Raw genomic sequence first — 12,887 nt, 5'->3', positions numbered from 1 at the left:
TTCTGCAAGCCATGCGTCTGTGAAGAAGTTTTAACACCGGGCAGGCCGCAACCTGCCCGGCCAGACACCTCAGAGCAGGGCCAGGGGGTACTCGACGATCAGCCGGAATTCCTCCAGGTCGGACTCGAACTGGCTGGAGCGCACCGTGGCCTGGCGCACGCGCAGGGACAGGTCCTTGAGGCTGCCACCCTGGACCACGTACTTGGCTTCGATATCCCGTTCCCAGCGACGTTGATCGGTCAATGGATCACCGGCCCCATCGCGGCGCATGTACACCGAGTTGGCGTGGCTGTAGTCGGCGCCGCTGCCGCGGGCGTAGCGGGTCATGAACGACAGCCCGGGGATGCCGAAGGCCTGCATGTCGAGGTCGTAGCGCAGCATCCACGAGCGCTCCTTGGGTGAGTTGAAGTCGCTGTACTGGATCGAGTTGTCGAGGAAGATCGAGTCCGACTGGCGCAGGTAATCGAAGTCGTCGTTGCCGTTGTTGCGCTGGTGCGACAGGGCCAGGGTGTGGGCGCCGTAGGTGGCGCCGAGCTTGGCGCTCCAGATGTCGTTGTCGAGCTCCCCCAGCAGTTTGCGGCCCTCATCCACGGCCTTGTAGTAATTGAAAGCGCTGAACAGGCTCACCTGAGCGGACAGCGGATAGTTCAGCGTGGTGCCGAAGTAGTACTGGTCCCAGGCGTCTTTCAGGCGGCTGCCGTAGAGGCTGAAACTGAGGTTGGGGTTGAGCCGGTAATCACCGCCGAAATAGCCGACCCAGGGCGAATCCACCTTACCGGCGTAGAAGGTGGCGAAGCCGTCGCGCATGCCACTGCTGTCGGGCTGGCTCATGGCGTGCAGGCGTCCGCCCTGCAGGTTCAGGCCCTCCAGGCTGGTGTTCTCCAGGGTCACCCCGCGAAAGCTTTCCGGCAGCAGGCGCGAATCGCCGTAGTGCACCACCGGGGTCTTGGGGAACACATCGCCGACTTTCAGGGTGGTGTCCAGGGCTCGAAGTTTCACCGCACCGCCGGCCTTGCCGTAGCCATCGGCGGGCTGGTTGTCACTGTTCACCGGCAGCATGCCGAACGAACCTTTGCCGCCGCTGCGTCCACTACCGGAATCGAGCTTGAGGCCGTACATGGCGAAGGCATCGAGGCCGAAACCGACGCTGCCCTGGGTGAAGCCGGACTCGAAGCGGCCGATCAGGCCCTGGGCCCAGGCTTCGGAGTAGCCGTTGCCGGTGGGGCTGGACTGGCCCTTGCGGTCGTCGCGGTTGAAGTAGTAGTTGCGCAGCAGCAGGTCGAGGCGGCTGCCTTCGACAAAGCCTGCGGCGGGTTCCTCGGCGGCCAGCGCCGCCATGGGGTTGAGCCCCAGCACCGTGGCCAGCACGGGCAGGGACAGAGAGGGATTGATACGCATGGGGTCGCTCCTGAGTCTTGGCAGCTATCGGCCTTGTTGTCGCCAGTGGCGTTCTTATTGGGCTGACCGCCAGGCGCGTGGGCGCCCGGCAAGTCGCGGTCGATAGTTGCAAACGGCAGATAACGGCGCGGTGACCCGCTGATTACAATTGCGCAAGCAAGCCTGGTGTCGCGCCTCGCACTCAACGTGGGCAAAGCCCTGTGCCATGGGCCTGAGGCGCCGGTCGACGATGGGGCCTGGGGGGAACCTTTCCAATTGGTAATCTGCCCGCGATCATTCTGACAGGCTCGGCTGCTTATCCTCGTCGCTGACAACTGCACGAGGACCACCTGATGAAAGCAATCAACCTGTGTCTCGCCGCGCTGCTGCTGGCCGGCTCATCCCAGGTCATGGCCGAGGGCGGCGCTGACCGCACCTTCGCCCGGGCCATGCTGGAAAACCAGAAAGCCATGGAGCGCTATGCGGCGAACCAGGGCAAGCCGGCCCCGGTGGTGCAGGACTACCGCTATGGCATGCCGCTGGATATCGCCAAGGTGGTCAGCGTTACCGCGCCGATCAAGTCCTGCAATGTGGTGCCTTCGCGCATGACTTATGAGGACTCCGCCGGCCAGTTGCAGACGGTGCAGTATCAGGTGATGGGCCAGTGCCGTAACAACGGTGGCTGAGGCGTGAGGTGTGAAGGCTGGCCGGGCCCTCGCTGGGTGCCCGGCCAATGACGTTTGTCAGGCGTCGGATGGCTCGGGGTGCAGGGCGACGATCATGTCCACTTCCACCGAGGCGTTCTTTGGCAGCTGGTAGACCCCCACCGAGGTGCGGGTATGCACGCCGGCCTCGGCGAAGATCGAATAGAGGATCTCCGAGGCGCCGTCCGCCACTTCGCTTTGCTGGGTGAAGTCCGCGGCACTTTGCACATAGACATTGATCCGCAGGATGCGCTTGATCCGCTGCAGGTCGCCGAGCATTTGCGCCAGGATGGCCAGGGCCCGCAGGGTCGAGATCTGCGCGCCGTGGCGGGCCTGTTCCAGTGAGGTTTCGGCACCGACCCGGCCCACCACCATCACGGTGTTGTCGATGCGCGGGATCTGCCCGCTGATGTACACCTCATCGCCATTGCGCACCGCCGGCACATAGTTGCCGCCAATCTTCAGCTCGCCCTCGAAGCTGTGCCCGACCCGCTCTGCCGCCTGCTGGAAAAGTGCCTTGCGTGATGCATCCATAGTCCAACTCCGTCGATTGCCGTGGAATGTGCCGCAGCCGACTATACGCCCTCCGCCAGGGCGTTGAATCCCCGCTGTGGACGGGGCTTCCAGGGGCGCTATTGGCCTTTGAAATTTTTTTGTCAGACAAGTCTTAATGGCTATTAAGAAATGCCTTTCAGGGCCGATGTTAGGCCCAAAGCAGCCTATTTTTTCAGTCCCCCCGGTGCATCCTCATGTTCAATAAACGCTTGAAGCAAGAGCTGTCGACTCTGCGTGAAGAACTTTCGAGCCTTCAACAGGTGAAGGAAAGCCTTGAAAGCGAGATGCTCGTGATCAATCTGAGCGCCGATGGACGGATTCAATCGGTCAACCACAACTTCGCCCAGGAAATGCTCTACAAGAGCGGCGATCTGGTGGGCCGAGCCCTGGAGGACATTGTTCCGGCTCATGTCAGAAACGATGAGTTCCACCAACGCTTCAAGGCCACCCTGAGCCGTGGCGAGCACTTCGCCGGAGCGGTGCGCCTGCTGCGCGGCAATGGCCAGGAAGCCTGGCTGCGTTCGATTTCCCAGCCGGTGCGCGACTCCGAAGGGCGGATCAAGTACTTCGCGATCTTCTCCAGCGACCTGACGCGCACCATCGAGGCCTCCCGCGAGCACGAGAACCTGATCGGCGCCCTGGTGCGTTCCACCGCCTTGATCGAGTTCGACCTCAACGGCAATGTGCTGAGCGCCAACGATCGCTTCCTGTCTGGCATGGGCTACAGCCTGGCGCAGATCAAGGGCAAGCATCACCGCATGTTCTGCGAACCCGAGGAATACAACAGCGCGGCCTATCAGCAATTCTGGAAGCGCCTGAACGCCGGGGAGTTCATCGCCGATCGCTTCAAGCGGGTCGATTCCCACGGCCGCATTGTGTGGCTGGAGGCCTCCTACAACCCGGTGCTGGACGCCAACAACAGGCTCTACAAGGTGGTCAAGTTCGCCACCGTGATCACCGATCAGGTGAACCAGGAGCTGGCAGTGGCCGAGGCGGCGAGCATCGCCTACAACACCTCGTTGCAGACCGACAACAGCGCCCAGCGCGGCACCACGGTGGTCACCGAAGCGGTGAACGTGATGCGCGACCTGGCCAGGCATATGCAGGACGCCGGGGAGGGCATCGCGGCCCTGAGCGAGCAGTCGCTGGTGATCGCCAGCATCGTCAAGACCATCAGCGGGATTGCCGAGCAGACCAACCTGTTGGCGCTCAATGCGGCGATCGAAGCGGCCCGGGCCGGCGAACAGGGGCGGGGCTTTGCCGTGGTCGCCGACGAGGTTCGACAACTGGCCTCGCGCACCAGCAGCGCCACCGAGGAAATCGTCGGCGTGGTGCGGCAGAACCAGGACATGGCCCGCGAGGCGGTGGAACTGATGACCGAAGGCAAGCAGCAGGCCGAACAGGGCCTGGCCCTGGCCGCGGAAGCCGGCACGGTGATCGTCGAGATCCAGGACGGCGCGCAGAAAGTGGTGAGCGCGGTGGGGCAGTTCGCCAATCAGCTATCGAGCTGAGTGTTGTGCCACACAGGTAGCCGATAAGCCGTCATGGGCATCTTTTTCCGGGTGCAGTAGGATTGAATCCTATCGAATCAGGAAGGCTCATCATGCGTAGCACTCAACAATTGAGCATCACCCTGCCCAACCAGATGGCCGATGTGGTCAAGGCCAAGGTTGCTTCCGGCGAGTACGCCACTGAAAGCGAAGTGATTCGCGACGGGCTGCGGGCCTTGCTGGCCCGTGACCGTGCAGTGGAAGCCTGGCTCGCCAGCCAGGTTGCCCCGGCCTATGACGCCTTGAAAGCCGGCACCTTGATCCCCTTGAGCACCGAGCAGGTGCGCGCCCGACTGCTGGCCGAGCACCAGGGCGCCACTGCCAAGTCGTAATGGCGTTTAGCGTCGAGTTCTCGGCTGCAGCCATGGAGCAGTTGCTCGCGCTCTATCGCTACATTGCCACGGCAGCTTCACCGCAGATCGCCCAACGCTACACCGATGCGATAGTGACCCACTGCGAAGCGCTCAAGACCTTCCCGCACCGCGGCAACCTGCGGGACGACATTCGTCCAGGCCTGCGCATCACCCACTATCGCAAGCGAGCCGTGATTGCCTTTGCTGTAGAAGGGCAGAAGGTTTACATCCTCGGGGTGTTTTACGGTGGGCAAGACTTCGCGGCGGCTCGGCAACTGGAGCCTGATGATCAGCCTCTCTGAGGGCGCCCTCTGCTTCAGCCCACCTGCGGCCCATGGCATTCGAAATGCAGGCGGTCGAACCATTGCCCGTGCAACAGGAAGCTGCGGCGTGAATGGCCGAAGCGCGAGAAACCGGAGGCTTCCAGCACCCGCACCGAACCGATGTTTTCCGGACGGGCATTGGCTTCGACCCGGCTCAGGCGCAACTCACCGAAGGCCCGTTGCAGCACCTGGGCCACTGCGGCCTTGGCGATGCCGCGTCCGGTGAACTGGGCGCCCACCCGGTAGCCCAGCTCGGCACAGTTGAAGTAGGCGCGCTGCACCCGGTGCAGGTTGATGCGCCCCACCAGTTGCCCCTCTTCACGGATCAGGAACTGATAGCCGCGATCGGCCTCGGCGTCCTGCTGGGCCTGGACTATGGCCTCGGCCACCCCGTCGGCGCAGTAGTAGTCGGCAGGGCGGGCGTTGATCGAGGCCTCGAAGAAGGCGCGGTTCTGTGCTTCGAATGCCAGCAGGTCATGCAGGTCGTCGAGCCGTGGAGCGCGAAGATGCAGGAGGGTCATGTGCAGGGGGCCTCAATCCGTTGAAGGCGCCTTCATCTCACGATCCGTGGGTGGGCATCAAGTCTCCAGGTGCGGCCCGATCAGCTCGGCGAACCATTCGATAAACACATTCAGCCGGCGCGAGCGATGGCGGCGGTCGGGGTACAGGGCGCAGATCTCCATGGGTGCCACTGGCAGCTCATGCAGCACCTGCACCAGCTCGCCGCGCTCGAGCAGGTGCTGCACATCGAAGCGCGGCACCTGGATCAGCCCCAGCCCCTGACGGCAGCAGGCGATGTAGTTCTCCACATTGTTGACGATCACCCGACTGGGCAGGCCCAGCAGGTGCTCGCGCCCTTCCTGGAGGAACTCCCAGGGCTGTTCCCGACCGGTGTCCGGCGAGGCGTAGCCGATCATCCATTGGCCGTTCTGCAGGTCCTGGGCGTTGTGCGGTTCGCCGTGTTCGGCGAGGTAGGCGGGGCTGGCGCAGTTGATCAGGGCCAGGCGTCCCAGGGGGCGGGCGATCAGGCTGCTGTCGGCCAGGCTGCCGACGCGGATCGCGCAGTCGATGCCTTCCTGGATCAGATCGATGCTGCGGTCGCTGGCTCCCAGGGCCAGTTGCAGGCCGGGGTACTGCGCCAGCCACTGGGGCAGGGCGGGGACTATCAGGCGCCGGGCGATGCGGCTGGGCACGTCGATATTCAAGCGCCCGCTGACATCCACCTGGCGATGCTGGAACAGCCGGTTGAGTTCGGCGGCGTCGGCCAGTAAGCGCCTTGCGCGCTCCAGCAGGATGGCGCCGTCGGCGGTCAGTTGCACCTGTCGGGTGGTGCGGTGCAGCAGCCGGGTGCCAAGGCCGGTTTCCAGTTGCTGCACTGCGGAAGAGACAGTGGCCCGTGGCAGTTCCAGGGCATGGGCTGCCTTGATGAAACTGCCCATGTCGGCCACCTGGATGAACACGCGGTATTGCTCAAGCTTATCCATCGTCACCACTATCCTGGTCCGGGGAACCCCTGACGGCTTGGGGCACGGCAGCGTCCGGCCGCGCCCCGGCAGGCCAATTTACCCCGTGGGCTCCAGTATTACTTGGTGGTGTAGCCGCCGTTGATCAGTAAGGTCTGACCAGTGATCCACCAGCCCTCGGTCACCAGATGGCGAATGAAGGGCACCACGTCCTCGATATCGGTGAGCCCGGTCTTGCTCGACGGCGACAGCGCCGCAGCGCTCTTGTGGTAGGCCACGGCATCGGCGCCTTCGGCCGGGTAGAAGAACGGCGTGTCCATCGGCCCCGGGCCCACGGCGGTGACCGAGATGCCGCGAGCGCCGAACTCCTTGGCCGCGGCCCGGGTGAAGTGTTCCACCGGCGCCTTGGAACCGCCGTAGGCGGCATAGAAAGGGGTGAAGGCGCCCAGCAGCGAGGTCACCAGGGTCACCAGCTTGCCGTTGTCTTCCAGGTGCTTGCCGGCTTCCTTGATAAAGAAAAAGGCGCTCTTGGCATTCACCGCGAACATCTGGTCGTACTCGTCTTCGCTGATCTCGATGATGGGTTTCTTCAGCACCTTGCCCACGGTGTTGATGGCGATATCGATCTTGCCGAAACGTGCCTTGACCTCGTTGAACAGCCGCTCCACGGCACCGGCGCTGGTCAGGTCGGCCTGCCAGGCCTGGGCCTCCACGCCCAGGTCCTTGAGCGCGGCCAGCGTGGCCTCGGCCTCGGCCTGGCTGGCGTTGCTGTTGTAGTGCACGGCCACCGCCCGGGCGCCGTGGCGGGCGAGGTCGCGGGCAATCAGGCCGCCGAGGTTCTTCACCCCTCCGGCAATCAGTACGACTTTGTTGTTCAGGGAATGCTCGGTCATGGAACGACTCCTTAGACACTTGAGGTGAGGCTTGAGTCTAATGCCTGGAGCGGCGCGGATAAGCTGCCTGGGGCTGGACGGATCATCCAGGAAAATCGACCAATCAGCGCCTCTGCGCGGGTGGCGGATGGGGCTACAATCGGGCTTTTTTCCAGGAGCCTGCCATGTCCGCATTTCGTCGTTCGGTGCCCCTCGACAAGGCCTACCGCCTGCTCAACCACGGGCCGACCGTGCTGGTCAGCGCCGCCCATGGCGGCCAGCGCAATATCATGGCCGCGGCCTGGGCCATGCCCCTGGACTTCGAACCGCCGAAAGTCGCCGTGGTGCTCGACAAGTCGACCTGGACCCGGCAACTGCTGGAGGCCTCCGGCACCTTTGTCCTCAACGTGCCCTGCGCGGCCCAGGCCGATATCGTGCAGAGCCTGGGCAACAGTTCCGGGCTGGAGCTGAGCCAGGGCGGGCGCGACAAGTTCGCCGCCTACGGCCTGGCCACTTTCGACGGCACAGCGCTGGCTGGCCCCCTGCTGGAAGGTTGCGTGGCCTGGCTGGAATGCCGGCTGCTGCCCGAGCCGCACAACCATCAGCAGTACGATCTGTTCCTGGGCGAAGTGATCGCCGCCCAGGCCGATACCCGGGTGTTCAGCGAGGGCCGCTGGCACTTCGACGGGCAGGATGCCTTGCGCACCCTGCACCATGTGGCGGGCGGGCACTTCCTGACCATTGGCGCCAGTGTGGAAGGCCGCCAGCTGCCGCTGGTGGACGCGCCTTGAGCCAACCCCAAGAACCTTTTCAAGGAATGAACATGCACGACGTTTTCCAGCGCCTGGTACAGCTGTTGGACAGCCACCAGGCCCGCTACCGGGTGCTCTTGCACCCGGCCGAAGGCCAGTCGGCGCGGGTCGCCGAGATTCGCGGCACCGAGCCGGGGCAGGGGGCCAAGGCCATGCTCTGCAGTCTCAAGGGCGCCGATGAGGTGTATGGGCTGGTGATTCTTTCCGGGGATCAGAAGCTCGACATGAAGAAAGTCGGCACCGCCCTCGGGGGCAAGAAAGCCCAGCTGGCCTCGGCGGAACTGGCCATGCAACTCACCGGCTGCGTGATCGGCGCCATCCCGCCCTTGAGTTTCGATTCGCGCATCAGCCTGATCGTCGACCCGCAACTGATCGAGCGCTACACCGAAATCGCCTTCAATGCCGGGCGCCTGGATGCCTCCATGGTGCTGGCGACCGAGGACTACCTACGGATCGCCCAACCGCGTTTGTTGAGGGTGACCCAGGAGCTGCCGGCCGAAAGCACCCAGGCCGGCTGAACCTGGCCTACCAACGCAGCTGCCCCAGGGCGTCGGCGAAGGCGTTGAGTTTCGGCGAGCACTGGCGCGACGGCGGGTAGACCAGGGACAGTTCCCGGCTGCGCCCGGCATGGCCCTGGAGAATCGGCAGCAACCGGCCATCGTCGAGGGCTTCGCGCACCGCGAACTCCATCAGCTGGGCAATGCCGTAGCCCCCCAGCACCGCATCCACCAGGGCATCGCCGATATCGAAGATCAACCGCCCCTGCACCGCCAGGTCCAGGGGACGATCCTGGTCCATGAACTGCCATTCCACCAGCCGGCCGCTGCGCAGGTTGCGCACCGTCAGGCAGTTGTGCCGCTGCAAGTCTTCCAATTGCTGCGGCGTGCCATGGCGTTGCAGGTAGCTCGGGGCCGCCACCGTGACCCAGCGCAGGGGCGCCAGCGGGCGGGCGATCAGGCGCTGGTCCTGGATCACCCCAGTACGCAGCACAGCGTCGAAGCCTTCATCGACGATATCCACCAGGCGGTCGCTCATCACCGCTTCGATGCAGAGCTCGGGGTGGCGGCTGGTCAGCTCGCCGATGGCCGGCATCACCACCTTGCGTCCGAACAGCGACGGTGTGCTGATCTTCAGCAGGCCACTGGGGGCGTCGCGGCGGTCGTGCAGCAGGCTTTCGGTATGGGCCAGCTCCGCCAGCAGCGGGCCTGCCCGCTCCACCAGCATCTGGCCGTCCGGGGTCAGGCTGACGCTGCGGGTATTGCGTTGCAGCAGGCGCACGCCCAGCTGTTGTTCGAGTCGGGCGATGGCCCGGGACAGGCCGGACTGGGTCAGCCCCAGGTCGCCGGCGGCGCGAGTGAAGCTGCGGGTTTCGGCGACTCGGACCAGCAGGCGCAGGGCGTTCAGATCCATGATTAAAGTCATTACTGAAAGAATGAAGGCCTTATTTATCATTCAAGCGGCATCGATGAAACTGCCCAGCGCCCATTTCATACAAGGATTTTCACCATGCCCGCTTCCTCCTTGGCCAGGCCCTCGGGCTGGATGTTGTCGCTGCTGGCCTGCGCGCAGCTGATCATTGCCCTGGACGCCACCATCGTCTTTGTCGCCCTGCCGGATATCGGCAATCGCCTGGGCTTTTCCGCCCAGCAACTGCAATGGGTGGTGAGTGCCTACAGCGTGGCCTTCGGCGGCTTCCTGCTGCTGGGTGGCCGCGCGGCAGACCTCTTGGGCAAGCGACGCTTCTACATCGTCGGTCAGTCCCTGTACGCCCTGGCATCCCTGGCCGGAGGGCTGGGCGGCAGCGCGCTGTTGCTGGTGCTGGCGCGGGCGGTGCAGGGCGTGGGCGGGGCCATGTTGTTCCCCGCGACCCTGGCCCTGATCAACAGCTACTACGCCGAAGGCCCGGCGCGTAACCGGGCCTTTGCGGTGTGGAGCGCGGCCTCGGCGGCGGGGCTGGCGCTGGGGGCGTTGCTGGGCGGGGTGCTGACCCAGTACTGGGGCTGGGCGGCGGTGTTCCTGGTCAATGTGCCCCTGGCCGGTGCCTGCGCACTGTTGGCCCGACGCTGGATTCCCGCCGACCCGGCGCGCCAGCGTGGCCGTCAGTTCGACCTGCGCGGTGCCCTGACGGTAACCCTGGGCGGCACCCTGCTGGTGTTCTCCATTGTCCAGGGCCCGGAATGGGGCTGGAGCGCAGCGGCGACCCTGGCCTGCCTGGCCCTGTCCCTGGGGTTGCTCTGGTTGTTCGTGCGCCTCGAACAACGCAGCCCCGATCCGTTGATGCCGCTACGCCTGCTGGCTTATCCACAGCTGCGCATGGCCATGCTGATCACGGCATTGTTCATGAGCAGCTTCGGCGTGCAGTACTACTTTCTCAGCCTGTACTTCCAGCAGGTCTATCAGTTCAGTGTGCTGCAGAGCGGCCTCGCGTTCCTGCCCTCGACCCTGTTGTGCACGCTGGGTATCTGGATCGCGGAACCTGCCCTGCTGCGCGTCGGCCTGCGGGCGACCCTGGTCGGCGGTTTGCTGGCCGGTGCCCTGGGCATCGGCCTGGTGTACCTGGCGCTGCCCGGCAGTGGCGGCTACCTCGGCCTGTTGCCGGGCATCGTGATCTTGAGCGTGGGCCAGGGCATGACCTGGAACACCATGTGGATCTCGGCGGGGCAGGGCATTGCCGTGTCCGAGCAGGGCGTGGCGGCGGGCGTGGCTTCCACCAGCCAGCAGATTGGCGGGGCCCTGGGGCTGGCCTTGCTGGTGTCCCTGGCCAATACCCTGGGTGGCGCGGGCCATGTGGCTTATGGCATCGAGATGGCCACTGCCGCCAGTGCCTTGCTGGCCCTGCTGGGCGCCTTGCTGGCGCTGCGCTTGCCGCGGGCGCCGGCGGCCCTGGCGGGCTGCTCCGCGACCCAGGGTTGAGTTTGGCCTCAGTGCGCCTGGGGCAGGTGTCGGCGCACGGCCCAGAGCACGCCGCCGAGCAACAGCAGCGCGGCGCCGCTTTGCAGCGGGCTGGGCAGGTGCTGCAGGCTGATAAAGCCGTAGAGCAGGGCGAACAGGGTTTCGAAGACAATCAACTGGCCGCTCAGGGTCAGGGGCAAGCGCCGGGTCGAGGCATTCCACATGCGATTGCCGAACCAGGAACCCAGCACCGCGCTGGACAGGCTCAGGCCCCAGAACAGCAGCCAACGTGGCTCGCTGGCCTCGACCCGGGTGCCCGGCAGCTCGAAGCCCTGGGCCAGCAGCCACACCGGCACACTGATCAGGCCGGTGGTGATGCCCCACAGGGTCGACCACTGGCCGCTGTTGAAGCGGCTGGTCTTGAGGTAACGGGCGTTGTCGGCGGCGAACCAGGTCCAGCACAGCAGAGCACCGAAGGCGCAGAGCAGGCCCAGGGCCCGTTGCCCCAGTTCCGGCGAATCAGCGGGGGCGCTGAGCAGGGTATCGAGGTTGATGCAGCAGATCCCGGCGAACACTAGCAGCAGGGGCCAGCCCAGGCGGCGCAAGGGCACGGCGTCGGCATCGCTGCGCCCGGCCAGGGTGATGGTCAGCGGCAACAGGCCGACGATCAGCGCGGTGCTGGCCACCCCGGCCCACTGGATGGCGCTGGCCAGGAGCATGAAATAGATCAGGTTGCCGGTCAGCGCCAGTTTCACCAGCAGCGCGGCATCGCCCCAGGTCAGGCGTTGCAGCAGTGCCCGGGCCTGGGGCGCAGCCAGGATCAGGGAGAATGCCCCGTACAGGCTGAAGCGGGCGCAGCTGAGCATCAGCGGGCTGAACTCCGGCAACAGGCTGGGCACCACAATGGCCAGGCCCCAGACCGAACCGGCCAAGGCAGCGTAAGCAACTCCGCGTTTCATGCAAACTCTCGTACAGATGGGTCAGGCTGCGCAGCCTAGTGATTGCTGACCGTCTGGACAAAGGATATATAGGCACCCACCTATTCTTCTGGGGAATGTCTGATGAGTCGTTTCGCTCGCCACTTGCCGCCTTTGGAAACCCTGGTGACCTTCGAGGCGGTAGGCCGCAACGCCAGTTTCACCCGCGCCGCCACCGAGCTGTGCCTGACCCAGAGCGCGGTCAGCAAGCAGATCCGCGCCCTGGAGCTGTCGCTCAAGACCGAGCTGTTCGAGCGCCAGGCCCGAGGCGTGAAGCTCACCGTCAGCGGTGCCTCGCTGTTCGCCGAAGTCAGCACCCAGTTGGAGGCCCTGCTGCGCAGCGTCACGCGTTTGCGCGCCGGGCGCGACGCCCACACCATCACCGTGCAATGCACCCATGCGGTGGCGCAGTTCTGGCTGTTTCCGCGCCTGCTGGCGTTCAACAAGCAGCACCCTGAAATCACCGTGAGCATCCATGCCAACAACGATATGGACGAGTCCAGCGTGGCCGAGCACGACTTCGGCATTCTCTACGGCGCGGGGCACTGGTCGTCCCTGGCGGCGGTAGCGCTGTTCGATGAAGTTGTCTACCCCATCGTCAGCCGGCGCCTGGCCTTGCCGGAGGTTGAGGACCTGCGGCAACTGGCCGAGCTGCCGCTGATCCAACTGGATGCCTCGGGCTGGAACTGCATCGACTGGCGCGACTGGTTCCGCCATTTCGGCCTGGACTACAGCGCACCGCCCGGGACCCTGGGCTTCAACCAACTGACCCTGATGTTCAGCGCCGTGCAGCAGGGCCTGGGGGTGGGCCTGGGCTGGGATTTCATGGCCAGCCAACTGGTGGCCGAGGGCGAGTTGCAGCGGGTGGGGGACTGGGCCTGCCGCACCGGGCAGAAGGATTTTCTGGTGCACGCGCGGCACAAGCGCCTGTCGGCCAGCGGTCAGCTGTTCCATGACTGGCTGGTGCAGCAGTGCGCTGCATAGGCGCGGGGCCCGCTACCGGACCCCG

At 65.1% G+C, this 12,887-nt stretch carries 15 protein-coding genes and 1 pseudogene; 9 read left to right on the top strand and 7 right to left on the bottom strand.

From position 1 onward, the window contains the following. Positions 1 to 69 precede the first annotated feature (69 nt). Positions 70 to 1,398 (bottom strand): OprD family porin, encoded by a 1,329-nt coding sequence (locus tag J4P02_RS25775; RefSeq protein WP_426195626.1) that lies wholly within the window; start codon positions 1,396 to 1,398, stop codon positions 70 to 72. Positions 1,399 to 1,730: 332 nt separating this feature from the next. On the opposite strand from J4P02_RS25775, the gene J4P02_RS25770 reads away from it, so the two are divergent. After that, positions 1,731 to 2,063, top strand: a complete 333-nt coding sequence (locus J4P02_RS25770; RefSeq protein WP_426195624.1) for a DUF2790 domain-containing protein — start codon at positions 1,731 to 1,733, stop codon at positions 2,061 to 2,063. A 57-nt stretch (positions 2,064 to 2,120) separates the two neighbouring features. On the opposite strand, the gene J4P02_RS25765 is transcribed toward J4P02_RS25770, so the two are convergent. Next, positions 2,121 to 2,615, bottom strand: a complete 495-nt coding sequence (locus tag J4P02_RS25765) for a RidA family protein (protein WP_426195622.1) — start codon at positions 2,613 to 2,615, stop codon at positions 2,121 to 2,123. A 215-nt stretch (positions 2,616 to 2,830) separates the two neighbouring features. On the opposite strand from J4P02_RS25765, the pseudogene J4P02_RS25760 reads away from it, so the two are divergent. The 4 genes and pseudogenes from J4P02_RS25760 to J4P02_RS25745 form a co-directional block, all read left to right on the top strand. After that, positions 2,831 to 3,601: pseudogene (locus J4P02_RS25760) on the top strand (PAS domain-containing protein); the annotation flags it as partial. After that, positions 3,587 to 4,147 carry a methyl-accepting chemotaxis protein gene (locus J4P02_RS25755; RefSeq protein WP_426195677.1) on the top strand — a complete coding sequence of 187 codons (561 nt, stop codon included), beginning with the start codon at positions 3,587 to 3,589 and terminating at the stop codon, positions 4,145 to 4,147. The pseudogene J4P02_RS25760 and the gene J4P02_RS25755, both read left to right, overlap by 15 nt. Before the next feature lie 92 nt (positions 4,148 to 4,239). After that, positions 4,240 to 4,518, top strand: coding sequence for a ribbon-helix-helix domain-containing protein (locus J4P02_RS25750; protein ID WP_426195620.1), 279 nt, complete (start codon positions 4,240 to 4,242; stop codon positions 4,516 to 4,518). Next, positions 4,518 to 4,841, top strand: coding sequence for a type II toxin-antitoxin system RelE/ParE family toxin (locus J4P02_RS25745; RefSeq protein WP_426195618.1), 324 nt, complete (start codon positions 4,518 to 4,520; stop codon positions 4,839 to 4,841). The genes J4P02_RS25750 and J4P02_RS25745 overlap by 1 nt, the downstream gene beginning before the upstream one ends. 14 nt (positions 4,842 to 4,855) lie before the next feature. On the opposite strand, the gene J4P02_RS25740 is transcribed toward J4P02_RS25745, so the two are convergent. The 3 genes from J4P02_RS25740 to J4P02_RS25730 all read right to left on the bottom strand — a co-directional run bounded on the left by J4P02_RS25740 (position 4,856) and on the right by J4P02_RS25730 (position 7,218). Continuing rightward, the gene (locus J4P02_RS25740; protein ID WP_426195616.1) at positions 4,856 to 5,383 is read right to left on the bottom strand and encodes a GNAT family N-acetyltransferase; all 528 of its coding nucleotides are present in this window, start codon (positions 5,381 to 5,383) and stop codon (positions 4,856 to 4,858) included. 57 nt (positions 5,384 to 5,440) lie between these two features. Then, the gene (locus J4P02_RS25735) at positions 5,441 to 6,346 is read right to left on the bottom strand and encodes a LysR family transcriptional regulator (protein WP_426195613.1); all 906 of its coding nucleotides are present in this window, start codon (positions 6,344 to 6,346) and stop codon (positions 5,441 to 5,443) included. Positions 6,347 to 6,444: 98 nt separating this feature from the next. Beyond that, a complete protein-coding gene (locus tag J4P02_RS25730; RefSeq protein ID WP_426195611.1) occupies positions 6,445 to 7,218 on the bottom strand; it encodes an SDR family oxidoreductase in 774 nt (257 codons plus the stop codon). 164 nt (positions 7,219 to 7,382) lie between these two features. Between J4P02_RS25730 and J4P02_RS25725 the strand changes: the two genes are divergently transcribed. Together J4P02_RS25725 and J4P02_RS25720 are read left to right on the top strand one after the other, a co-directional pair. Further along, positions 7,383 to 7,988 (top strand): flavin reductase family protein, encoded by a 606-nt coding sequence (locus tag J4P02_RS25725; protein ID WP_426195609.1) that lies wholly within the window; start codon positions 7,383 to 7,385, stop codon positions 7,986 to 7,988. A 32-nt stretch (positions 7,989 to 8,020) separates the two neighbouring features. Further along, a complete protein-coding gene (locus J4P02_RS25720; protein ID WP_426195607.1) occupies positions 8,021 to 8,527 on the top strand; it encodes a YbaK/prolyl-tRNA synthetase associated domain-containing protein in 507 nt (168 codons plus the stop codon). Between the two features lie 7 nt (positions 8,528 to 8,534). On the opposite strand, the gene J4P02_RS25715 is transcribed toward J4P02_RS25720, so the two are convergent. Continuing rightward, complete coding sequence (locus J4P02_RS25715) at positions 8,535 to 9,419, bottom strand: LysR family transcriptional regulator (RefSeq protein ID WP_426195605.1); 885 nt, start codon at positions 9,417 to 9,419, stop codon at positions 8,535 to 8,537. A 96-nt stretch (positions 9,420 to 9,515) separates the two neighbouring features. Here J4P02_RS25715 and J4P02_RS25710 point away from each other — a divergent pair, with 96 nt between their 5' ends. Continuing rightward, positions 9,516 to 10,922, top strand: coding sequence for an MFS transporter (locus J4P02_RS25710; protein ID WP_426195603.1), 1,407 nt, complete (start codon positions 9,516 to 9,518; stop codon positions 10,920 to 10,922). 8 nt (positions 10,923 to 10,930) lie between these two features. Here J4P02_RS25710 and J4P02_RS25705 read toward each other — a convergent pair whose 3' ends face one another. Beyond that, a complete protein-coding gene (locus tag J4P02_RS25705; protein ID WP_426195601.1) occupies positions 10,931 to 11,860 on the bottom strand; it encodes a DMT family transporter in 930 nt (309 codons plus the stop codon). A 102-nt stretch (positions 11,861 to 11,962) separates the two neighbouring features. Between J4P02_RS25705 and J4P02_RS25700 the strand changes: the two genes are divergently transcribed. Next, positions 11,963 to 12,862: a LysR substrate-binding domain-containing protein gene (locus J4P02_RS25700; protein ID WP_426195599.1), complete on the top strand. Its 900-nt coding sequence runs from the start codon at positions 11,963 to 11,965 to the stop codon at positions 12,860 to 12,862. Positions 12,863 to 12,887 lie beyond the last annotated feature (25 nt).

Source organism: Pseudomonas sp. NFXW11 (assembly GCF_049887815.1).
GTDB lineage: Bacteria > Pseudomonadota > Gammaproteobacteria > Pseudomonadales > Pseudomonadaceae > Aquipseudomonas.
This window is presented reverse-complemented; position numbering and strand designations above follow the sequence as displayed.